Here is a 20384-nt window from a genome sequence, read left to right as displayed (position 1 = left end):
CTCCGTACGTCACCTATATCTGAAACCGTGCAGTCCACTCTTTCCTGAGGCTTGCTCCATGGATGTCAGCGTATTCGGGACCGGTTACGTCGGTCTTGCCCAGGCCGCGGCCTTGGCCGACGTCGGTCATCGGGTCCTGTGCGTCGATATCGACGAAAAGAAGATCCAGCAACTGCGAAAGGCCGTGCCACCGATCCAGGAGCCGGGCCTGTCCGCCTTGATCGACAACAACCTGCGCGAAGGGCGGCTGTCGTTCAGCACCCGGTCCGGTGATGCGGTGATCCATGGGCAGCTGATCTTCATCGCGGTGGGCGCGCCGGCGGATGAAGACGGCTCCGCCGACCTGCGCCGCGTACTCGGCGTGGCGCGGGAGATCGTGCGCCACATGGAGGCCGATCGTACCCTGGTGATCAAGTCCACCGTACCGGTCGGCACTGCCGCCCGAGTACTGGAGACGGCGCGCGAAGCCCTGGTTGAGCTGGGCAAGGAGCACCTGAAGGTACGCGTGGTATCCAACCCCGAATTCCTCAAGGAAGGCAACGCCGTCAACGACTGTACCCGCCCTGACCGCATCATCGTCGGCAGCGAGGACGAAGTGGCCCGCAGTCAGCTCGCCGAGCTCTACGCACCCTTCTGCCGCAACCACGACAAGCTGATCTTCATGGACAACCGCAGCGCGGAGCTGACCAAGTACGCGGCCAACGCCATGCTCGTGACCCGCATCAGCCTGATGAACGAACTGGCCAACCTGGCCGAACAGGTCGGCGCCGACATCGAGTCGGTGCGCAAGGGCATCGGTTCCGACCCGCACATCGGTTTCCACTATATCCACCCCGGTTGCGGTTTCGGCGGCTCCTGCTCTCCCAAGGACCTGCGCTCCCTGCTGCACACCTGTCACATGAACGGTTTCCAGCTGCGCCTGCTGAGAACCGTGCACGAGGTCAACGAGGAACAGCGCCAGGTGCTGTTCCGCAAGCTGCAGAACCACTACCCCGAGGGCCTCAAGGGCAAGTCGATAGCCGTGTGGGGCCTGGCCTTCAAGCCCGACACCGACGACATGCGCGAAGCACCGATACGCTACCTGTTGGAAGCGCTGTGGCACGAGGGCGCCACGGTGCGCGCCTTCGACCCGGAAGCCATGTCCGACTGCCGGCGCCTCTACGGCTACCGCGACGACCTGGTGCTCTGCGCCACCCGCGACGACACCGTACAAGACGCCGACGCCCTGGTGATCTGCACCGAGTGGAAGGCCTTCCGCGTGGTGGACTTCGAGTTCCTGGCCAGCAAGCTGCGCGACCGCCTCGTCATCGATGGACGCAACCTCTACAACCCTGACCAGGTGACCGCGGCCGGCCTGCACTACCAGGGTATCGGCCTGCCCAGGATCGTTCCGCTGGCCAGTGCGTCATGAAGCAGCTGGCCAAGCGGCCTGCGAGACCCTGGAGCTGATCCCCCATCCGAGCCTGCTCGGCAAATCCCTCGGCGCGCTGCTGGAGTAACAGCTGAGGGGGGCCGCGTGCCGCCTGCTCGGCATTGGCCCGTCCAGCGTCCGCCGGGCGTGGCTTCCTGGCCTACTGATCCGGCAGGCGAAAGATCTGCCGCCGCTGCTTCTTGGTCGGTCGCCCCTCGGTCTGCACCCCCAGGGCGCCAGCCTTGCGCATCGCGGCGGCCTCTTCGCGCCTGGCCACGCTCTCGGCGGTTTCTTCATAGAGCGCCTGGGCTTCGGGGGCGCCACGACGCACTGCGGAGAGGGCGCGAACGATGACGGTGCGTTCGTCGAAGCCGGCGCGGATCACGTACTCGTCGCCGACCCGCGGCTCCTTGGACGGCTTGCAGCGCTCGCCGTGGTGATGGACCTTGCCACCTTCGATCGCTTCCTTGGCCAGGGCGCGGGTCTTGTAGAAACGCGCAGCCCAGAGCCACTTGTCGAGGCGCACCTTGTCATCGTCTTTGCGGTCTTTTTCTCTCATGACTCATTTCCGTCGCGCCCGGGCCTGCCTCATTCGCCAGCCCGGTCTAAGCTCAGCCAGGGCCCAGGTGCAGTTGTCACATGGGCCCACTAGAATGCGCCAACTTTACCGGAAAGCCTGCAGTGAAGACTTTCGACCATCTCTCCGTGATCGGCCTCCGTGAGTGGATCGCCCTGCCGGAACTCGGCATGGTCGGCCTGCGCGCGAAGATCGATACCGGCGCCAGCACCTCCACCCTGCACGCCAGCGACATAGTGCCCTTCCAGAAGCACGGCGAGCGCTGGGTCCGGTTCACCGCGCACCTCGGCACCCTGGTGCAGCGGCGGCACCGTTGCGAGGCGCAGGTGGTCTCGGTGAAGACCATCAAGAGTTCCAACGGCCAGGCACAGACCCGCTATGTCATCCGCACCCAGGTGGCGCTTGGCGATCGGGTCTGGCCCATCGAGTTCACCCTGGCCTGCCGCAAGACCATGCGCTACCGCGTACTGCTGGGCTCCAAGGCCCTGGTACAGGCGCAGCTGGTGGTCAATCCGGCCCTCACCTACGTACAAGAAAAACCGACTCTTTCCGTTCCGGGTGCCCAATGAAAATCGCCGTGTTATCGCGCAATCCGCGCCTGTATTCGACTCGCCGCCTGGTGGAGGCCGGCCATCAGCGCGGCCATGAGATGGTGGTGATAGACACCCTGCGCGCCTATATGAACATCGCCAGCCACAAGCCGCAGATCCACTATCGCGGCCAGCCGCTGGAAGGCTTCGACGCGGTGATCCCGCGCATCGGCGCCTCGGTCACCTTCTATGGCTGCGCGGTGTTGCGCCAGTTCGAGATGATGGGCGTGTTTCCGCTCAACGAATCGGTGGCCATCAGCCGCTCGCGGGACAAGCTGCGCTCGCTGCAGCTGCTGTCGCGCAAGGGTATTGGCCTGCCGGTAACCGGTTTCGCTCACTCCCCGGACGACATCCCCGACCTGATCCGCATGGTCAATGGCGCGCCGCTGGTGATCAAGGTGCTGGAAGGCACCCAGGGCATAGGCGTGGTGCTCTGCGAAACGGAGAAGGCGGCGGAATCGGTGATCGAGGCCTTCATGGGGCTGAAGCAGAACATCATGGTGCAGGAATACATCCGCGAAGCCGGCGGCGCCGACATCCGCTGCTTCGTGGTAGGCGACAAGGTGATCGCGGCGATGAAGCGCCAGGCCAAGCCCGGCGAGTTCCGCTCCAACCTGCACCGGGGCGGTTCGGCCAGCCTGATCAAGATCACCCCGGAAGAGCGCATGACCGCCATCCGCGCGGCCAAGGTCATGGGCCTGTCGGTGGCGGGCGTGGACATTCTGCGCTCCCACCACGGCCCGCTCGTGATGGAGGTGAACTCCTCGCCCGGCCTGGAAGGCATCGAGACCACCACCGGCCAGGACCTGGGCAGCATCATCATCCAGTACCTGGAGAAGAATGCCTGCCCGAACTCGACGCGGACGAAAGGCAAGGGGTGAGCCGGATGGCTCTCCTCTGTGGGGGCGAATTCATTCGCCAAGCAGGCCGAAGGGCTGCCCTGAGAGGGAATGGGGCTGCTGCGCAGCCCTTGGCGAATGAATTCGCCCCTACAGGCTCCTTTCCATCACTTGCGAACCTTCGCGCGCGCGAATCCAGCTCTGGAAGCCCGCCTCGTCCAGCGGCCGACTGAAGTGGTAGCCCTGGGCCAACTCACAACCACGCTGGCGCAGCATGGCCAACTGCTCTTCGCTTTCGATGCCCTCGGCTATGCATTCCAGGCCGAGGTTGCGGCCGATGGCCAGGATGGTTTCCACCAGCGCCAGATCACTGGCGTCCCTGGCCAGGCCGTCGACGAAGCTGCGGTCGATCTTCAGGCGGTCCAGGGGCAGGCGCTTGAGGTAGGCGAGGGATGAATAGCCGGTACCGAAATCGTCGATGGCGAAACGCACGCCCAGCGTCTTGAGTGCCTGCATGGCGGCAATGCACTGTTCCACTTCCTCCAGCAGGCTGCCTTCGGTGATTTCCAGCTCCAGGCGTCCGGCCGGTACGCCATAGCGCTGCAGGGCGTTGCTGATGCGTTCGACGAAACCGGGCTTGCGCAGCTCGCGGGGGCTGACGTTGATCGCCAGCACCAGCCAGGGCCAATCCGATTGCCAGCGGGCCAGGCAGCCGCAGGCGCGCTCCAGCATCCAGTCCGAGAGTTCGAGGATCAGTCCGGTCTCTTCCGCCAACGGGATGAACTGCGCCGGGGGTATCTCGCCCCGGGTGGGGTGGTGCCAGCGCATCAGCGCCTCGGCCCCTATCACCCGGCCGTCTGCCAGGGCCAGCTGCGGCTGGAATTCCAGGCTCAGCTGGTTGCGGTCGATGGCCTGGCGCAGTTCGCTCTGCAACTGCAGGCGCTGGTCGATGGCCGCCTGCATTTCCGGGGCGAAAAAGTGCAGCGCGTTGCGCCCGGACTGCTTGGCCCGGTACATCGCCGTGTCCGCCTGCTTGAGCACATCCGCCGCGCCCTGCTCGGCGAAGGGGTGCAGGGCGATGCCGATACTGGCGCTGACCACCAGTTCATGCTCGCCGATGATGTAGCTGCCGTGCAGGCTCTGCAGCAGCTTGTCGCCCACCTCGGCGGCGAGCTTGCCGGCCTGTTCCGGGGTGTCGGCCAGGGCCTCCAGCAACACCACGAACTCATCGCCGCCGAGGCGCGCCAGGGTGTCCTCGTTGCGCAGGCAGCCGGCCAGGCGCGCGGTGACTTCCCGCAGCAGGGCGTCGCCCACCGGGTGGCCGAGGCTGTCGTTGACTGTCTTGAAGTGGTCCAGGTCGATGAACAGCAATGCGCCGCAGCGTGCTTCGCGCAACTCGCGGGCCATGGCGTGCTGCAGGCGATCGAGCAGCAGCCGTCGGTTGGGCAGCCCGGTGAGCTCGTCGCTGTAGGCCAGGCGTTCGATTTCGCGCTGGTAGCGCTGGCGCTCGGAGATATCGGTGATGCTCAGGCGGATCAGCGGCCGGCCTTCGCCGGGCAGGCGCACCAGGCGCACCTCACAGGGGCGGACCCGGCCGTTCACATCGCGCATCAGCCAGTCGAAGGTGGGCGTGTCGCCCTTGAGCGCCGCGCGGGTGTGGGCATTGCCCACCTCCCGCGACGACCGGCCGTCGGCCTGCAACGGCGGGCTGAAGGTGGTGGGCATATGACCGTTGAGCTGCTCGCGGGACAGGCCGAACAGGCGCGCGGCGTTCTCGTTGGCCTCGACTATGCCGTGCTGCGGATCGAACACCAGGATCGCCTCGGGCGCGTGCTCCACCAGGGTGCGGTAACGCGCTTCGGCCTCATGCCGGGCGCTGATGTCTTCCACCAGCGCCAACAGGGCGTAGAGCTGGCCATCCAGATCGCGTACGCCGCGCACGTTGACCCGCGCATGCACAGTGCCGCCGGAGCCTTTCATGAAGCGTTTGTCCAGCTCGTAACCGTCGCGCTTGCCGCTGCGCACCTCTTCCAGCAGGGCCTCTTCGGCAGTGCGGTCCTCGACCAGGGTCATGCTCATCCAGTCGACGCCGCGCAATTGGTCGCGGGAGCGGCCGAGGATGCTGCAGAGCTTGTAGTTGACCTCTTCCCAACGCTGGTCCGGGGTGCACAGGGCCATGCCCATCAGCGGGGCTTCGAAGAACAGGTGCAGGTGCTTGTCGCGTTCGTGCTGCAGGCGTTCGGCGCGCTTCTGGCTGGTCAGGTCGAGCATGGCGCCATAGATGCGGATCACCTGGTCGCCGTCGTGCTCGGCGAGGCCCTTGAGCCGCAGCCAGCGCGAAGTGCCCCGGGCGCCCTGCATGCGCAACTCGACGTCGAAGGGCTCGGCACTGCGCAGGCAGTGTTCCAGGGTGTCTTCCAGCAGGGCGCGGCTGGCGGGATCGAAGAAACTCAGCATCTGCCCCAGGCTGGGAGCGCCGACGCCGGGGTCCAGTTCATAGATACGGAAGCTACCCTCGCTCCAGGCCATCTTCAGGGAGCTGATTTCCAGTACCCAGCTGCCGATGTCGGCGATGGCCTCGGTCTGGTTCAGCAGGTGGGTCTGGCGCAGCAGTTCCTCGCGGCGCGTATCCAGCTCCTCGGCCAGCATCTCGCGACTGCTGACGTCGTGCTGCAGGGCGACGAAGTGGCTGATGCCCTGGCCGTCGCGCATGGGCGCCACGGTGATCTCGTTCCAGAACAGGCTGCCGTCCTTGCGATAGTTGCGCAGCACCAGGTGACATTGCTCGCCGCGTTGCAGGGCGTCCTGCAGGCGCGGCAGCTCGGACTGGTTGCGGTCGTGGTGCAGCAGGAAGCGCCAGTTGTTGCCGAGGGCCTCCTCGCGCGCATAGCCGCTCATCTGCTCGAAGGCCGGGTTGCAGTAGATCAGCGGCTGGTCCGGCTGGCGCGCGTCGGCAATGGTCACCCCCAGGGGGCTGGCCTGCAGGGCCAGGTTGGTCAGGGCCAGTTCCTTCTGCATCTCGTCGCGGCGGCCGAGGGCCAGGCGCAGGTCGCTGAGGCTGCGACCCACCAGCAGGGCGGACATCGTCAGCAGGAGCACGCTGAAATACAGCTCGATGCCCGACTGCGGGTCCGCCAAGGTGCTGCCGCCCAGTTGGCGCAGCGCCGGGATGGCAAGGACGGTCACTGCGGTGAGACCGGCGCCGCAGAGGGCGCCCGGGAAGCCCCAGACCAGCGCCAGGCCGAGCATCATCAGGCCGATGGGCGGCAGGGTGACGATCAGCGGCACCACGGTCAGCAACCAGGGAATCAGCAACGCGAGGGCCAGCAGCAGCGGCCAGGGCGGCAGGCGGTGCAGGGTTTCCGGCAGCGCCTCCACCGGCTCGGGCACCCAGCCACGGCGGCTGAACAGCGGTGTCAGGTAGGTCAGCAGCGGCAGGCTGACGGCCAGGGTGGTCAGGCTGGCGCCGGGCCAGACCAGCAGGGCGGCATTGCCCCAGCTGTCCTTGGCGGGATTGCCGCTCAGCAACAGGGCCGCCTGTTCGCCGTAGACCAGCAGGCTGACCGGCAACAGCACGCCGTAGAACATGAAGCGCAGCAACTCGCGGAAGTCCCGCAGGTCGGCATGGCAACCGGCGCGCCTGAGTAACCACCAGCCCGCCGCGACGCTGAGTGTTTCTGGCAGCGCATAGAGCGCCGCCCAGTGCCAGTCCATATCCCAGAGGGACACGCTGAGCAGGGCGTTGAAATAAATGGCGGGCAACACCCGAGCGCCCCACCAGAGGCAGAACACCAGGCCGAGGGCAAAGGGCAGGTACCAGACGGCCAGGCCGCTGGAGGTCTGGGTCGCCAGGGAGATCCAGGTGGCCAGATGCAGCAGCGGCAAGGGCAACCACCAGGTCCATTGGGGCAGTCGGAAGGAAGCGGCTGGCATACTGACCTCATGTCGGTGCGCAAGCTGAGGATAGCCCAGCGCCGGACCAGCGTACGCCGAAATATGGCGCCATGGCATCACCGCCGATGGCAGGCACGAATCAGTGACCGAAGGGATTTCAGGGAGGGAAGCGCCCCTACCGGGCCCCTTGCGGTATCCCGTTCCGTACGAAAACGCGCCGAGCAATGGCCATGCTAGGCAGGAATCGGCGAGGACGCGGAGTTAACGACTGTTAATGAGCAGGCCGAGCCGATTTCTAACGACGCATGGCCGAAGCGCAGGCCGTTTTCGTAGGAACCTACACAGCGTCGCGCGGCAGCAGCAGTCCCAGCGGCAGGCAGACCCGCGCCTCCAGGCCACCGCCGGAGCGGTTGCGCAGTTCGACGCTGCCGCCGTGCTGGGCGGCGATGCGCTTGACGATCGCCAGACCCAGGCCGGTGCCCTTGCCGCCGCGAGCGAGGTCACCGCGGATGAAGGGGTTGAAGATGTCCTGCAGTTCCGCGGGGTCGATGCCGACGCCGCGATCGAGGACGCTGAGCACCACGTAGGGCGCCGCGTTGTCGCCGGCGAGGAAGGCCGCCACTTCGACGCCGTTACCGCCATATCGCAGCGCGTTCTCGATCAGGTTCACCAGCAGCCGCTTGATCGACACACGCCGCAGCGGGAAATGCGGCAGCGGTTCGAGGCAGAGGCGCACCTGCTCCTCCTGCTGGTTGTAGGGTGCCACCACTTCTTCCACCAGTTCGCCCAGGCCCAGCTCTTCCACCCGCTCGTCACGGCCGTCGCGGATGAAGGCGAGGAACTGGTCGAGGATGGCGTCCATGTCCTCGATGTCGCGGACCATGTCCTCGGTCAGCTCGGAGTCGTTGCTCATCAGCTCCAGTGACAGACGCAGGCGCGTCAGCGGCGTACGCAGGTCGTGGGAAACGCCGGCCAGCATCAGCTCGCGCTCGCGGGCGCCGCGCTCGACGTCTTCGGCCATCTGGTTGAAGGCGCGATACACCTCGGCCATTTCGCTCGGCGTGTCGCTCACCGGCAGGCGCACGCTGCGCCCCTGGCCGACCTGGCGGGCGGCGAAGACCAGGCGCTTGAGCGGTGCGTTGAGCTGGCGCACGAAGATCCAGGCCGCGGCGGTGGAGAGCAGGCCGATGCCGAGGAACCAGCCGAGCACGCTCCAGATTCGCTGGCCGCGCAGGGGGTGTGGATAAAGCGGGATGCGTACCCAGTCCGGGCCCAGCTCCGGGGCGTGGACCCAGAGCGCCGGCGGGCTCTGGGCGCGCAGGCGCACTTCGGTGCCCGGGCCGAGTTCGGCCTGCATCTGGCGCTGGAATATCTCGCTGTAGGGCCAATGCTGCTCGCTGGCCGGCACGGCGTCACGGGTCACCCGCTTGAGGCCGGCGGCCTTGGCCAGATCGTGGCGTTCTTCTTCGCTTGCGGCCCAGTAGGCGCGCAGGGTCAGCGCGGCACCGTGGCTGTACTGGCGATCCACCAGCACGTCCTCGTTCATCATCAGGTAGACCAGGGTCAGCGCCTTGGAGAACAGCACGACGATGAGCACCAGCCAGAGGGTGCGCGAGAAGAAGCTCTGCGGGAACCAGTAGGGCGTTCTCATGACCACCCTGGGTTGCCCGGCGGCGGGTACGCCCGCCGCACGATCACTTGTTGCCATCGGGTACGAACACGTAGCCGACGCCCCAGACGGTCTGGATATAGCGCGGCTTGGAAGGGTCCGGCTCGATCAGCCGGCGCAGGCGGGATATCTGCACGTCGATGGAGCGCTCCAGGGCATCCCATTCGCGGCCCCGGGCCAGGTTCATCAGTTTGTCGCGGGTCAAGGGTTCGCGGGCGTGCTGGACCAGGGCCTTGAGCACGGCGAACTCGCCCGTGGTGAGCATCTGCACCTCGTCGCCGCGTTTCAGCTCGCGGGTGGCCAAGGACAGCTCGTACTCGCCGAAGCTGACGCTCTCGTCCTCGCTGGCCGGTGCACCCGGCACCTGGGGCGCCTGGCGGCGCAGGACCGCCTTGATCCGCGCCAGCAGCTCGCGGGGATTGAACGGCTTGGCCAGGTAGTCGTCGGCGCCCAGTTCAAGCCCCTGGATGCGGCTCGACTCGTCGCCCTTGGCGGTGAGCATGATGATCGGCACCTGGTTGTTGGACGCGCGCAGGCGGCGGCAGGCGGACAAGCCGTCTTCACCCGGCAGCATCAGGTCCAGCACCACCAGGTTGAAGAGCTCGCGAGCCAGCAGGCGGTCCATCTGCTCGACGTTTTCCACCGCGCGCACGCGGAAGCCCTGCTCGTCGAAGAAGCGCTCCAGAAGGCGCCGCAGACGGGCATCGTCGTCGACAATGAGGATCTTTTCGCCTTCAGCGGTCGAGTTGCTGCTCATGATTTCTCCTGTTTGCAAGCCGCGCATTATCACCTGCTGTCGGCGCGTGGCGGCTTGCCCATTGTTAGCAGATTTTTCCCCGAACGGTTCCCTACCCTGCGGAACTCGGTGTTTATAATGCGGCGCCTTTCATCACCGGCGAGCCCTGGCTCGCCGTTCTGTTTTTCCGCGGTAGGCCCCGTGGCCCGGCCCCCGGCTGCCGCCCATGCAGGTGTTTTTCAATGGATAGCATCAACAACCGCATCGCTGAAGAGCTGGGCGTGCGCCCGCAACAGGTCGCCGCCGCCGTGGCACTGCTGGACGAAGGCTCCACCGTGCCTTTCATCGCCCGCTACCGCAAGGAAGTCACCGGCAGCCTCGACGACACCCAGCTGCGCAATCTGGAAGAGCGCCTGCGCTACCTGCGCGAAATGGAGGACCGCCGTTCCGCGATCCTTGCCAGCATCGAGGAACAGGGCAAGCTGACCCCGGAACTGGCCCGCGAAATCAAGCTGGCCGACACCAAGACCCGCCTCGAAGACCTCTACCTGCCCTACAAGCAGAAACGCCGCACCAAGGGCCAGATCGCCCTGGAAGCCGGCCTCGGCGAACTGGCCGATGCGCTGTTCAATGACCCGAGCCTGTCGCCCGAGGTGGAAGCCGAGCGTTTCATCGACGCCGAGAAGGGCTTCGCCGACGTCAAGGCGGTGCTGGAAGGCGCCAAGTACATCCTCATGGAGCGCTTCGCCGAAGACGCCACCCTGCTCTCCAGCCTGCGCGGCTTCCTCAAGGACAACGCTACCCTCAGCGCTCGCCTGGTGGCCGGCAAGGAGCAGGAAGGCGCCAAGTTCAGCGACTACTTCGAGCATGACGAGAACCTCAAGGGCATGCCTTCGCACCGTGCCCTGGCGATCTTCCGCGGGCGCAACGAAGGCGTGCTGAGCATCGCCCTCAAGGTGGGCGAGGAACAGCCCGGCACCATGCACCCCTGCGAACTGATGATCGGCGAGCGCTTCGGCGTTGCCAACCAGGGCCGTGCCGCCGACAAGTGGCTGGCCGAGGTGGTGCGCTGGACCTGGAAGGTCAAGCTCTACACCCACCTGGAAACCGACCTGCTCGGCGAGCTGCGCGAGGCTGCCGAAGGCGAGGCCATCAACGTCTTCGCCCGCAACCTGCATGACCTGCTGCTGGCCGCCCCGGCCGGCCCGCGCGCCACCCTGGGCCTGGACCCGGGCCTGCGCACCGGCTGCAAGGTGGCCGTGGTCGACGCCACCGGCAAGCTGCTGGAAACCGCCACCGTCTACCCCCACGTGCCGCACAACAAGTGGGACGAGACCCTGGCCATCCTCGGCAAACTCTGCGCCAAGCATGGCGTCGAGCTGGTGGCCTTCGGCAACGGCACCGCCAGCCGCGAGACCGACAAGGTGGTGGTGGAGCTGATCAAGAAGTTCCCCGCCCTCAAGCTCACCAAGATCATGGTCAGCGAGGCCGGCGCCTCGGTGTACTCCGCCTCCGAGCTGGCGGCCAAGGAATTCCCCGAGCTGGACGTATCCCTGCGTGGTGCGGTGTCCATCGCCCGCCGCCTGCAGGACCCGCTGGCCGAGCTGGTGAAGATCGACCCGAAATCCATCGGCGTCGGCCAGTACCAGCACGACGTCTCCCAGCTGCAGCTGGCACGCAGCCTGGATGCGGTAGTGGAAGACTGCGTGAACGCCGTGGGCGTGGACGTCAATACCGCTTCCGCCGCCCTGCTGGCACGCATCTCCGGGCTCAACGCGACCCTGGCGCAGAACATCGTCAGCTATCGTGATGCCAATGGCGCCTTCAAGACCCGCAACGAGCTGAAGAAGGTCAGCCGCCTGGGCGAGAAGACCTTCGAGCAGGCCGCCGGCTTCCTCCGCGTGATGAGCGGCGACAACCCGCTGGACGCCTCCGCGGTGCACCCGGAAACCTACCCGCTGGTGCAGCGCATCGCCGAGACCACCTCCCGCGATATCCGCTCGCTGATCGGCGACTCCGCCTTCCTCAAGCGCCTCGACCCGGCCAAGTTCACCGACGAGACCTTCGGCCTGCCAACCGTCACCGACATCATCAAGGAGCTGGACAAACCCGGCCGCGACCCGCGACCCGAGTTCAAGACCGCCGAGTTCCAGGAAGGTGTGGAAAGCCTCAAGGACCTCAAGCCCGGCATGGTGCTGGAAGGCGTGGTGACCAACGTCACCAACTTCGGGGCCTTCGTCGACATCGGCGTCCACCAGGACGGCCTGGTGCACATCTCCGCGCTGTCGGAGAAGTTCGTCAAGGACCCGTACGAAGTGGTCAAGGCCGGCGACATCGTCCGCGTGAAGGTCATGGAAGTGGACATCCCGCGTAATCGCGTGGGCCTGTCCATGCGCATGGGCGACACCCCCGGCGAGAAAGTTGAAGGTCCGCGCGGCGGCAGTTCCCGCCAGGGCGGCCAGCCGCGCCAGCAACAGGGCGCACCGCGCCACAGCGCACCGCCGCCGAGCAACGGCGCCATGGCTTCGCTGTTCGCCAACGCCAAGCAGATCAAGAAGAAGTGACCATGGACCTCGCCGACCTGCACGCCGCCAGCGCTTACAGCAAGCTACTGGGCATCGAACCGCTGAGCCTTGGGGACGGCGTCGCCGAGGCGCGCCTGCCCATGGACGAGCACCTGCGCAACCGCGCCCAGGTGATGCACGGCGGCGCCATCTTCTCCTTGCTGGACATCACCATGGGGCTGGCCTGTTCCAGCTCCCATGGCTTCGACCGGCGCAGCGCCACCCTGGAATGCAAGATCAACTACATTCGCCCGGTGGCCGAGGGCGAGGTGATCTGCAAGGCACGGGTGCTGCACGCCGGCAAGCGCACCCTGGTGGTGGAAGCCGATGTACTGCAAGGCGACAAGTTGGTCGCCCGGGGACAAGGCACCTTCGCTCAGCTGTAACCGCGGGGTGGCGACAAAGCTCTATTCTGGACGAAGCGACAACGCGAGCCGCCGGCGGGAAAAGTATTTCGGCCGGCGGCGAAGTCCGCCTCTTGTAGACAGCTTGGTCCACCCCCATATTGGGGCGACCGACGCGTGAAGGATTCCAAATTGAGCGATCTTCTTTCCCGCCGCCTGGCCTTGCTCGGCGAGCGCGCCAACCTGCCCCTGCTCACACGTTGCCTGCACGGCATCGAGCGTGAATGCCTGCGGGTCGAAGGCAATGGCCAACTGGCGCTGACGCCGCACTCCACCGCCCTGGGCTCGGCCCTGACCCATGCGCAGATCACCACCGACTATTCGGAATCCCTGCTGGAGTTCATCACTCCTGCCGAGCCCGACCCGGCGGCGACCCTGGCGGACCTGGAGAAAGTCCATCGTTTCACCGTCGACAAGCTCGGCGACGAACTGCTCTGGAGCGCCTCCATGCCCTGCCGCCTGCCGGGTGAGGAAGAGATCCCCATCGCCCGCTATGGCAGTTCGCCCATCGGCCGCCTGAAGTATGTCTACCGCCGCGGCCTGGCCGTGCGCTATGGCAAGACCATGCAGTGCATCGCCGGCATCCACTACAACTACTCCCTGCCCGAGGCCCTCTGGCCGCTGCTCAAGCAGGCCGAGGGCGATCCGCAGAGCGAGCGCGACTACCAGTCGGCGCGCTACATCGCGATGATCCGCAACTTCCGCCGCTACAGCTGGCTGCTGATGTACCTGTTCGGCGCCGCGCCAGCCCTGGACAAGAGCTTCCTGCGCGGCCGTCCGCATGACCTCGACAGCCTCGACGCCGACACCCTCTACCTGCCTTACGCCACCAGCCTGCGGATGAGCGACCTGGGCTACCAGAACAACGCCCAGTCCGGCCTCACACCCTGCTACAACAGCCTCGACAGCTACCTGTCGAGCCTGCGCCAGGCGGTGTCCACGCCCTACCCGCCCTACGCCGAGATCGGCACCAAGCAGAACGGCGAGTGGGTGCAGCTGAACACCAACGTGATCCAGATCGAGAACGAGTACTACTCGAGCATCAGGCCCAAGCGCATCACCTACACCGGCGAGCGCCCCATCCAGGCACTGATGGCCCGTGGCGTGCAGTACGTCGAGGTACGCTGCCTGGATATCAACCCCTTCCTGCCGCTGGGCATCGACCTGCAGGAGGCGCGCTTCCTCGACGCCTTCCTGCTGTTCTGCGCCCTGCAGGACAGCCCGCCGATGGCGGGCGAGGAATGCCGCGGCGCCACCGACAACTTCCAACGAGTGGTCAAGGAAGGCCGCCGTCCGGGTCTGCAACTGCAGCGCCACGGCCACGCCGTCGACCTGACCGAATGGGCCACCGAGCTGCTCGACCGTATCGCCCGCACCGCCGAGCTGCTGGATGCCGCCCATGGCGGTCAGGAACATGCCGTCGCCCTGGCCGCCCAGCGCGCCAAGGTCGCCGATCCGGAGCTGACTCCCTCGGCACAGGTGCTGGCCGAACTGCGCCAGCGCGGCGAAAGCTTCAGCCAGTTCGCCCTGCGCCAGAGCCGCCGTCACGCCGAGTACTTCCGCAGCCAGCCCCTCGACGCGGACCAACAGGCCCGTTTCGAAGCCTTGGCCCGGGAATCCCTGGCGGAACAGGCGCGGCTGGAAGCCGAACCGGAAGTTGACTTCGACACCTTCGTCGCCGCCTACCAGGCGAGCATCCTCGGGTTGATCAGCAACTGATCAGCGAATCGCCCTGCACGGATCCTGTGGGGGCGAATTTATTCGCCCCCACAGGAGAGCAGACCTCGCCATATGAGCGCGTCGCGCTCGGGCGAAGATCAGAGTGTTTTCTCGAAGATCTGCGAATTGCGCTGGAAGTTGTACAGCGAGGCCCGCGCCGCCGGCAGGCGCTCGACGCCGCTGGGCTGGAAGCCGCGCTCGCGAAACCAGTGGGCGGTACGGGTAGTGAGAACGAAGAGCGTCTTCAGGCCCTGGGCCCGGGCACGCTCCTCGATACGTTCCAGCAGCTCGTCGCCGCGGCCGCCGTGGCGATATTCCGGGTTCACCGCCAGGCAGGCCAGCTCGCCGGCTTCGGAGTCGGCGATGGGATAGAGCGCCGCGCAGGCGATGATCAGCCCATCGCGCTCGACAATGGTGAACTGGCCGATTTCCCGCTCCAGCACCTCCCGCGAACGGCGCACCAGGATGCCCTGGTCCTCCAGCGGGGTGATCAGGTCGATCAGACCGCCGACGTCGTCGATGGTGGCTTCGCGCAGGGACTCGAACTGCTCCTGGTCCACCAGCGTGCCCCCACCGTCGCGGGTGAACAGCTCGGTGAGCAGGGAGCCGTCGTCGGCATAGCTGACCATGTGGCTGCGCTTGACCCCGGCGCGGCAGGCCTGGGCGGCGGCGTCCAGCAGCTCCGCCTGGTAGTTGTTGCCCAGCCGCGTCAGGTGCGGTGGCACCTGCTGAGGACGCAGTTCGCGCACCAGCTTGCCGGATTCGTCGATCAGGCCGCGCTCGGCGCCGAACAGGACCAGCTTGTCCGCTCCCAGGTCGATCGCGACGCGGGTGGCCACATCTTCACAGGCGAGGTTGAAGATTTCCCCGGTGGGCGAGTAGCCCAGCGGCGAGAGCAGCACGATGGTGCGCTCGTCCAGCAGCCGGCCAATGCCCTTGCGGTCAACCCGGCGCACTTCGCCGGTGTGGTGGTAGTCGATGCCGTCGACCACACCGATGGGCCGCGCGGTGACGAAATTGCCGGTGCTCACCCGCAGTCGCGAGCCCTGCATGGGCGAGGCGGCGATGTCCATGGACAGGCGCGCCTCGAGGGCGATGCGCAGCTGGCCGACGGCGTCGATCACGCACTCCAGGGTCGGGCCATCGGTGATCCGCAGGTCGCGGTGGAAATGCGGAGTCAGGCCGCGGGCGGCCAGGCGCGCCTCGATCTGCGGGCGCGAACCGTGCACCAGCACCAGACGCACGCCCAGGCTGTGCAACAGCACCAGGTCGTGGACGATATTGCCGAAATTCGGGTGGGCAACGCCCTCGCCGGGCAGCATGACCACGAAGGTGCAGTCCCGGTGGGAGTTGATGTAGGGGGAAGCGTGGCGCAGCCAGTTGACGTAATCGGGCATGGTTCCGTGAGCCTGAAGAAGTGGCGAATAGACGAATGCGGCTCCAGCTGAGGAGCTAAAAAAGTCGGCGCTTTATCGTCGTCGCATGAGCATCAACGGAAACCCTCCCGGTCAGGACGTGGTGGCGGATTGCAGGCAGTAATGCTGGATGAGCTGGCGCAATAGCGCAACGGTAGGCTCGATCCGTGACAACTCGAGGTGCTCGTCCGGCTGGTGGGCGCAGGCGATATCGCCAGGACCAAGCACCAGGGTCTCGCAACCGAGCTGCTGAAGATAAGGCGCTTCGGTGCCGAAGGCCACCGCCTGCGCGGTATGGCCAGTAAGACGTTCGGCCAGGCGCACCAGATCACTTTCCGGCGACTGCTCGAAGGGCGGCACCGCCGGGAACAGCGGCTTGAAGTCGATCTTCACCTGGAAGTGCTCGGCCACCGGCCGCAGGCGCTGGCGGATCACCGCGCGCAACGTCTCGGGGTTCATCCCCGGCAGCGGCCGCAGGTCGAACTCCAGGCTGCACTGGCCGCAGATGCGGTTGGGATTGTCGCCGCCGTGGATGCAACCAAGGTTGAGGGTGGGCTGCGGCACGCTGAACTGCGGGTTGCGGAACTCTTGCTGCCACTCGCCACGCAGTGCGATCAGGTCGCTCATCACCGCATGCATGGCTTCCAGGGCGCTGCGGCCAAGGCTGGGGTCGGAGGAGTGGCCGCTCTGCCCGAGGATGTCGATGCGTTCCATCATCACGCCCTTGTGCAGGCGGATGGGCTTGAGCCCCGTGGGCTCGCCGATCACCGCCGCGCGGCCCAGCGGCCGACCGGCCTCGGCCAGGGCACGGGCGCCGGCCATGGAGCTTTCCTCGTCGCAGGTGGCGAGGATCATCAGCGGCTGGCGGAACGGTTGGTCCAGCAAACCGCGCACGGCCTCGATGGCCAGCGGGAAGAAGCCCTTCATGTCGCAGCTGCCCAGGCCGTACCAGCGGCCATCCGCCTCGCTGAGTTTCAGCGGGTCGGTTTTCCACAGGGCGCCATCGAAGGGCACCGTATCGCTGTGCCCGGCCAGCACCAGGCCGCCGGGGCCGGTGCCATAGGTGGCCAGCAGATTGGCCTTGCCCGGCGCCACCTGCTGGATCTCGCAGCGGAAGCCGAGGTCGCCGAGCCAGGCGGCCAGCAGTTCGATCACCGCCTGGTTCGACTGGTCCCAGTTGGGCTGGGTGCAGCTCACCGAGGGCGTGGCGATCAGCGCGGCGAACTGCGATTTCAGGTCTGGAACGGACATCGGGGGCCTCCACGGACGAGGGATCATCATAGGCCCAAGGCCGCGCCAGGCGAAACCGCTGCGGCAAGGCCGGGACCTGTCCTGTAGACTTCACGGCCTTGGCAGCCACCCCCTGGCTGCGCCTGAAAGACGCCGGCCATGAACAAAGAGACCGAAATCAAGCTTCGCGCCAGCCGCGAAACCCTGGAAGCCCTGCGCGACCATCCGCTGCTGAAGAAGCGCAACAAATCCGGCTGGGAACGCCGCGAGCTCTTCAACCAGTACTTCGACACTCCCGCGCGCGACCTCGCCCAGGCCCGCGTGGCCCTGCGCCTGCGCCGCGATGGCGAGCAGTTCATCCAGACCCTCAAGACCCGTGGTCAGAGCGTGGCCGGCCTGTCCGAGCGCAACGAGTGGGACTGGTACCTGGACAAGGCCAAGCTGGACCCGAAGAAACTTACCGACGACTGCTGGCCTGCCAGCCTGGCCGAGCTCGACAAGAAGCAGCTCAAGCCGATCTTCACCACCGACTTCGCCCGCGACCGGGCCGAGATCGCCTGGGGCCGCGGCAAGGCCAAGGTGGTAATCGAGGCCGCCCTGGACCTGGGCAAGGTGATCGCCGGCAAGCAGGAAGAAGAAATCTGCGAGCTGGAGCTGGAACTGCGCCAGGGCGAGCCGGAAGCCCTGCTGGAGCTGGCTGCGGAGCTGGCCGCCGACCTGCCGCTGATGCCCTGCGACATCAGCAAGGCCGAGCGCGGCTACCGCCTGCATGATGCCAACAGCTACCACCTCAGCCTGCCGGCCCCGGAGCTGACAGCGGAGCTGCCGCTGGACGACGCCTTCGCCGCCCTCGCCTGGCACCTGCTGGGCAGCAGCCAGCGTCTGGCCGAGCAGTACCGCTTCAATGGCCATTGGAAACTGCTGGTGGACTGGGTGCAGCAACTCATCGACCTGCGCGCCCTGATCGGCAGCCTTGGCCAGGCCGCACCGCGCGCCAGCAGCCACGACCTGCGTGAAGCACTGGACGCCCTACTGAAGGACTGGCGCCTGCGGCTGCAGGCCGGCGAGCAGGATGAAGCCGTACGCCATGCCGCGCCAAAGCAATTCACCGAAGAGCTACAGGGCACCCGCTGGGGCCTGTTCTCGCTCAACGCCTCGCGCTGGCTGCTGGCCCGCGCCTGGACCGTCGAGCGCAACGACCGCGGCAACCGCCAGGGCAAGGCGCCGCTCGGCAACTGGCTGCCGCGCATGCTCGGCGAAGAAGCCGAGGCGCTGAAGCTGGAGCGCTACAAGCGCCAGCCCGAGGACCTGGCCGAACAGCTGCCGCGCATCGAGCGCCTGCTGGTGTGGCTGCGCCTCGCGCGCCAGGTGCTCGACGTGGCGGAAATCGACCGCGGCTACGGCGAGCTGGCCAAGTTCGCCGAACTGGCCGCTCTGCCGCTGGACGGCGAAGTGCTGGCCGCCCGCAGCGAACAGGCGCAGACCCTGATCAGCCTGCGTAGCTGGAAGGCGCTGACCCGGTAAGGCGCTAGATTCGAGGAGCCCCACCACCATGCTTCGGCAAAGCTTCCGCTCCGTGGTCACCACCTGGCTGACCGGCCTGCTGGCCCTGCTGCCGTTGGTCCTGACCCTGGCGCTGCTGGCCTGGCTGGTCAGCCTGCTGAACAAGCTGGTGGGCCCCTCCACGGTGATCGGCCAGCTACTCGGCGCCCTCGGCCAACATTTCGCCAGCAACCCCGTCCTGGCCTACTTTGTCGGCACCCTGGTGCTGCTGGGCAGCCTTTATCCCCTTGGCCTGGCGGTGCAGCTCGGCCTGCGCCGGCCGCTGGCCTGGCTGCTGGACATGACCCTGCGCCGCGCGCCGCTGATCGGCAGCCTCTACAGCCTGGCGGACCGCTTCGTCGGCCTGTTGGACCGCAGCAAGAACGCCGACATCACCGCCATGAGCCCGGTCTGGTGCTTCTTCGGCGGCGACGGCGCCGCCGTGCTGGCACTGCGGCCCAGCCCGGAAAGCTTCGAACTCGAAGGCCGCCAGTACTGCGCCGTGCTCGTGCCCAGCGCACCCATCCCGGTGGGTGGCGGGCTGATCTACGTCCCGGTGGACTGGGTGCGCCCGGCCGACATGGGCGTAGATGGGCTGACTGGCATCTACCTGTCCATGGGGCTGACCTCGCCGCACCAGGCGGGGAAGCTGGCTAAGGAGTCGGTAGCTATCCCCAGCGACCAATCCCCGTAGGTTGGTGCGGGCCGCGCAGGTCTGAGCCTGCGAAGCCCAACATTGACCGGCAGGGAGTTCCTGGGGCTCCGATCGTTGGGCTTCGCGTCGCTCAGCCGCAACCTACTCGATGTGCAGGCTGGTGGTGGACTTGATCTCCGACAGCGCCACGATGGAGTTCACTTCCTGTATCCCCGGCACCAGCGACAGCTTCTCGAAGAAGAAGCGCTCGTAGGCCTCGATGTCCTTGGTGACGATACGCAGCATGAAGTCCACCGCGCCCATCAGCACATGGCATTCCAGCACTTCAGGGAACTGGCGCATGGCCTCGGCGAACTCGGTGAGGTTGGAACGGCCGTGGGCATTGAGCTTGACCTGGGCGAACACCTGGGCGTTGAGGCCGATCTTGCGCCGGTCCAGCAGGGTCACCTGGCGGCGGATCACCCCCTCCTCCTTGAGACGCTGGATGCGCCGCCAGCAGGGCGACTGCGACAGCCCCACCCGCTCGGCGATCTCGGCGGTAGCCAGGCTGGCGTCCTCTTGCAGCAGCTCGAGTATGCGTTTGTCGTAGGCATCCAGGGTGACGGACATAAAAATTCCCGGTTTCGTTGACTACCAGGAAAGTCTATCCAAAGATTCCTCCATTTCCCTCGAATCAGGCAGAAAAATCCTGCGGCGAGCTGGAAAACTAGCGGCGTCCCCACCGAGGAATCATCCATGCTCAGCCTCCAGCCCACACCGCTCCTACGGGAAGACCATTGGCACCCGCACACCGCCCGCCTCCAGGCCTGCGAAATGCAGTTCGCCATCCTCGCCGAGGCGGAAGCGGACGTCCTCGGCCGCCTGCTCGGCTTCTTCGCTCAGCTGCAACTGGTGCCGCGCTGGCTGGAGGTCAACCGTCTGGGCGACAACCTCCTGGTGCAGCTGCGCCAGCCTGGGCTGACGCCGCACCGGGCGGAGGTCGTGGCGCGGAAGATGCGCTCGCAGGTTGGCGTGTTCTCGGTGGAGGTGGAGCACTCTCCCGTTCCTTGATCCAGCGCTTAGCGGCGCCTCGGCGATTCGGGCATGCTTGCCGTCCTACCGGAAGAGCGTTTGACTACTCTTCCAGACAGAGCAGCGTG

16 protein-coding genes are annotated in these 20384 nt (G+C 66.6%); 9 read left to right on the top strand and 7 right to left on the bottom strand.

Going from position 1 to position 20384, the window contains the following annotated elements:
* The first annotated feature begins 58 nt into the window (after positions 1-58).
* On the top strand, positions 59-1411 hold the full coding sequence (locus tag E8F12_RS16950; RefSeq protein WP_280326377.1) for a UDP-glucose/GDP-mannose dehydrogenase family protein: 1353 nt from the start codon (positions 59-61) through the stop codon (positions 1409-1411).
* Between the two features lie 160 nt (positions 1412-1571).
* On the opposite strand, the gene E8F12_RS16945 is transcribed toward E8F12_RS16950, so the two are convergent.
* The gene (locus E8F12_RS16945) at positions 1572-1970 is read right to left on the bottom strand and encodes a S4 domain-containing protein (protein ID WP_280326376.1); all 399 of its coding nucleotides are present in this window, start codon (positions 1968-1970) and stop codon (positions 1572-1574) included.
* A 149-nt stretch (positions 1971-2119) separates the two neighbouring features.
* Here E8F12_RS16945 and E8F12_RS16940 point away from each other — a divergent pair, with 149 nt between their 5' ends.
* Both E8F12_RS16940 and rimK read left to right on the top strand, forming a co-directional pair.
* A complete protein-coding gene (locus E8F12_RS16940) occupies positions 2120-2557 on the top strand; it encodes an ATP-dependent zinc protease (protein WP_280326520.1) in 438 nt (145 codons plus the stop codon).
* Entirely contained in the window at positions 2554-3459 is a 906-nt protein-coding gene (rimK, locus tag E8F12_RS16935) for a 30S ribosomal protein S6--L-glutamate ligase (RefSeq protein ID WP_280291503.1), read from the top strand. The genes E8F12_RS16940 and rimK overlap by 4 nt, the downstream gene beginning before the upstream one ends.
* A gap of 108 nt (positions 3460-3567) precedes the next feature.
* On the opposite strand, the gene E8F12_RS16930 is transcribed toward rimK, so the two are convergent.
* From E8F12_RS16930 to ompR, 3 genes are all read right to left on the bottom strand, one after another.
* Positions 3568-7350: an EAL domain-containing protein gene (locus E8F12_RS16930; protein WP_280326375.1), complete on the bottom strand. Its 3783-nt coding sequence runs from the start codon at positions 7348-7350 to the stop codon at positions 3568-3570.
* A 298-nt stretch (positions 7351-7648) separates the two neighbouring features.
* Positions 7649-8962, bottom strand: a complete 1314-nt coding sequence (locus E8F12_RS16925) for an ATP-binding protein (protein ID WP_280326374.1) — start codon at positions 8960-8962, stop codon at positions 7649-7651.
* Positions 8963-9005: 43 nt separating this feature from the next.
* Positions 9006-9737, bottom strand: coding sequence for a two-component system response regulator OmpR (gene ompR / locus E8F12_RS16920; protein ID WP_280326373.1), 732 nt, complete (start codon positions 9735-9737; stop codon positions 9006-9008).
* A gap of 221 nt (positions 9738-9958) precedes the next feature.
* On the opposite strand from ompR, the gene E8F12_RS16915 reads away from it, so the two are divergent.
* From E8F12_RS16915 to gshA, 3 genes are all read left to right on the top strand, one after another.
* A complete protein-coding gene (locus tag E8F12_RS16915) occupies positions 9959-12280 on the top strand; it encodes a Tex family protein (RefSeq protein ID WP_280326372.1) in 2322 nt (773 codons plus the stop codon).
* Between the two features lie 2 nt (positions 12281-12282).
* Positions 12283-12666: a PaaI family thioesterase gene (locus E8F12_RS16910; protein WP_280326371.1), complete on the top strand. Its 384-nt coding sequence runs from the start codon at positions 12283-12285 to the stop codon at positions 12664-12666.
* Positions 12667-12816: 150 nt separating this feature from the next.
* Positions 12817-14403, top strand: a complete 1587-nt coding sequence (gene gshA / locus E8F12_RS16905; protein WP_280326370.1) for a glutamate--cysteine ligase — start codon at positions 12817-12819, stop codon at positions 14401-14403.
* Between the two features lie 98 nt (positions 14404-14501).
* On the opposite strand, the gene argA is transcribed toward gshA, so the two are convergent.
* Together argA and argE are read right to left on the bottom strand one after the other, a co-directional pair.
* Complete coding sequence (gene argA / locus E8F12_RS16900) at positions 14502-15800, bottom strand: amino-acid N-acetyltransferase (protein ID WP_280326369.1); 1299 nt, start codon at positions 15798-15800, stop codon at positions 14502-14504.
* A 111-nt stretch (positions 15801-15911) separates the two neighbouring features.
* A complete protein-coding gene (argE, locus tag E8F12_RS16895) occupies positions 15912-17069 on the bottom strand; it encodes an acetylornithine deacetylase (RefSeq protein WP_280326368.1) in 1158 nt (385 codons plus the stop codon).
* A 138-nt stretch (positions 17070-17207) separates the two neighbouring features.
* On the opposite strand from argE, the gene E8F12_RS16890 reads away from it, so the two are divergent.
* Together E8F12_RS16890 and E8F12_RS16885 are read left to right on the top strand one after the other, a co-directional pair.
* A complete protein-coding gene (locus E8F12_RS16890) occupies positions 17208-18572 on the top strand; it encodes a CYTH domain-containing protein (RefSeq protein ID WP_280326367.1) in 1365 nt (454 codons plus the stop codon).
* Between the two features lie 28 nt (positions 18573-18600).
* Complete coding sequence (locus tag E8F12_RS16885; protein ID WP_280326366.1) at positions 18601-19284, top strand: DUF502 domain-containing protein; 684 nt, start codon at positions 18601-18603, stop codon at positions 19282-19284.
* A gap of 102 nt (positions 19285-19386) precedes the next feature.
* Here the strand turns inward: E8F12_RS16885 and E8F12_RS16880 are convergent, their stop codons facing one another.
* A complete protein-coding gene (locus E8F12_RS16880) occupies positions 19387-19854 on the bottom strand; it encodes an Lrp/AsnC family transcriptional regulator (protein WP_280326365.1) in 468 nt (155 codons plus the stop codon).
* Between the two features lie 126 nt (positions 19855-19980).
* Here E8F12_RS16880 and E8F12_RS16875 point away from each other — a divergent pair, with 126 nt between their 5' ends.
* Complete coding sequence (locus E8F12_RS16875; protein ID WP_280326364.1) at positions 19981-20295, top strand: hypothetical protein; 315 nt, start codon at positions 19981-19983, stop codon at positions 20293-20295.
* The last annotated feature ends 89 nt before the right edge of the window (positions 20296-20384 follow it).

It is taken from the genome of Pseudomonas sp. BN102, assembly GCF_029871245.1.
Taxonomy (GTDB): Bacteria; Pseudomonadota; Gammaproteobacteria; order Pseudomonadales; family Pseudomonadaceae; genus Metapseudomonas.
The sequence above is the reverse complement of the archived record's forward strand: the minus strand, read 5'-3'. Positions and strand labels throughout refer to the sequence as shown.

Bases quoted from the DNA above. Each gene is read 5' to 3' on its own strand.
- argE (WP_280326368.1), bottom strand. From the start codon at position 17,069: ATGTCCGTTCCAGACCTGAAATCGCAGTTCGCCGCGCTGATCGCCACG.
- E8F12_RS16880 (WP_280326365.1), bottom strand. From the start codon at position 19,854: ATGTCCGTCACCCTGGATGCCTACGACAAACGCATACTCGAGCTGCTG.
- E8F12_RS16925 (WP_280326374.1), bottom strand. From the start codon at position 8,962: ATGAGAACGCCCTACTGGTTCCCGCAGAGCTTCTTCTCGCGCACCCTC.
- E8F12_RS16890 (WP_280326367.1), top strand. From the start codon at position 17,208: ATGAACAAAGAGACCGAAATCAAGCTTCGCGCCAGCCGCGAAACCCTG.
- E8F12_RS16950 (WP_280326377.1), top strand. From the start codon at position 59: ATGGATGTCAGCGTATTCGGGACCGGTTACGTCGGTCTTGCCCAGGCC.
- E8F12_RS16875 (WP_280326364.1), top strand. From the start codon at position 19,981: ATGCTCAGCCTCCAGCCCACACCGCTCCTACGGGAAGACCATTGGCAC.
- E8F12_RS16930 (WP_280326375.1), bottom strand. From the start codon at position 7,350: ATGCCAGCCGCTTCCTTCCGACTGCCCCAATGGACCTGGTGGTTGCCC.
- argA (WP_280326369.1), bottom strand. From the start codon at position 15,800: ATGCCCGATTACGTCAACTGGCTGCGCCACGCTTCCCCCTACATCAAC.
- ompR (WP_280326373.1), bottom strand. From the start codon at position 9,737: ATGAGCAGCAACTCGACCGCTGAAGGCGAAAAGATCCTCATTGTCGAC.
- E8F12_RS16910 (WP_280326371.1), top strand. From the start codon at position 12,283: ATGGACCTCGCCGACCTGCACGCCGCCAGCGCTTACAGCAAGCTACTG.
- E8F12_RS16915 (WP_280326372.1), top strand. From the start codon at position 9,959: ATGGATAGCATCAACAACCGCATCGCTGAAGAGCTGGGCGTGCGCCCG.
- E8F12_RS16885 (WP_280326366.1), top strand. From the start codon at position 18,601: ATGCTTCGGCAAAGCTTCCGCTCCGTGGTCACCACCTGGCTGACCGGC.
- rimK (WP_280291503.1), top strand. From the start codon at position 2,554: ATGAAAATCGCCGTGTTATCGCGCAATCCGCGCCTGTATTCGACTCGC.
- E8F12_RS16945 (WP_280326376.1), bottom strand. From the start codon at position 1,970: ATGAGAGAAAAAGACCGCAAAGACGATGACAAGGTGCGCCTCGACAAG.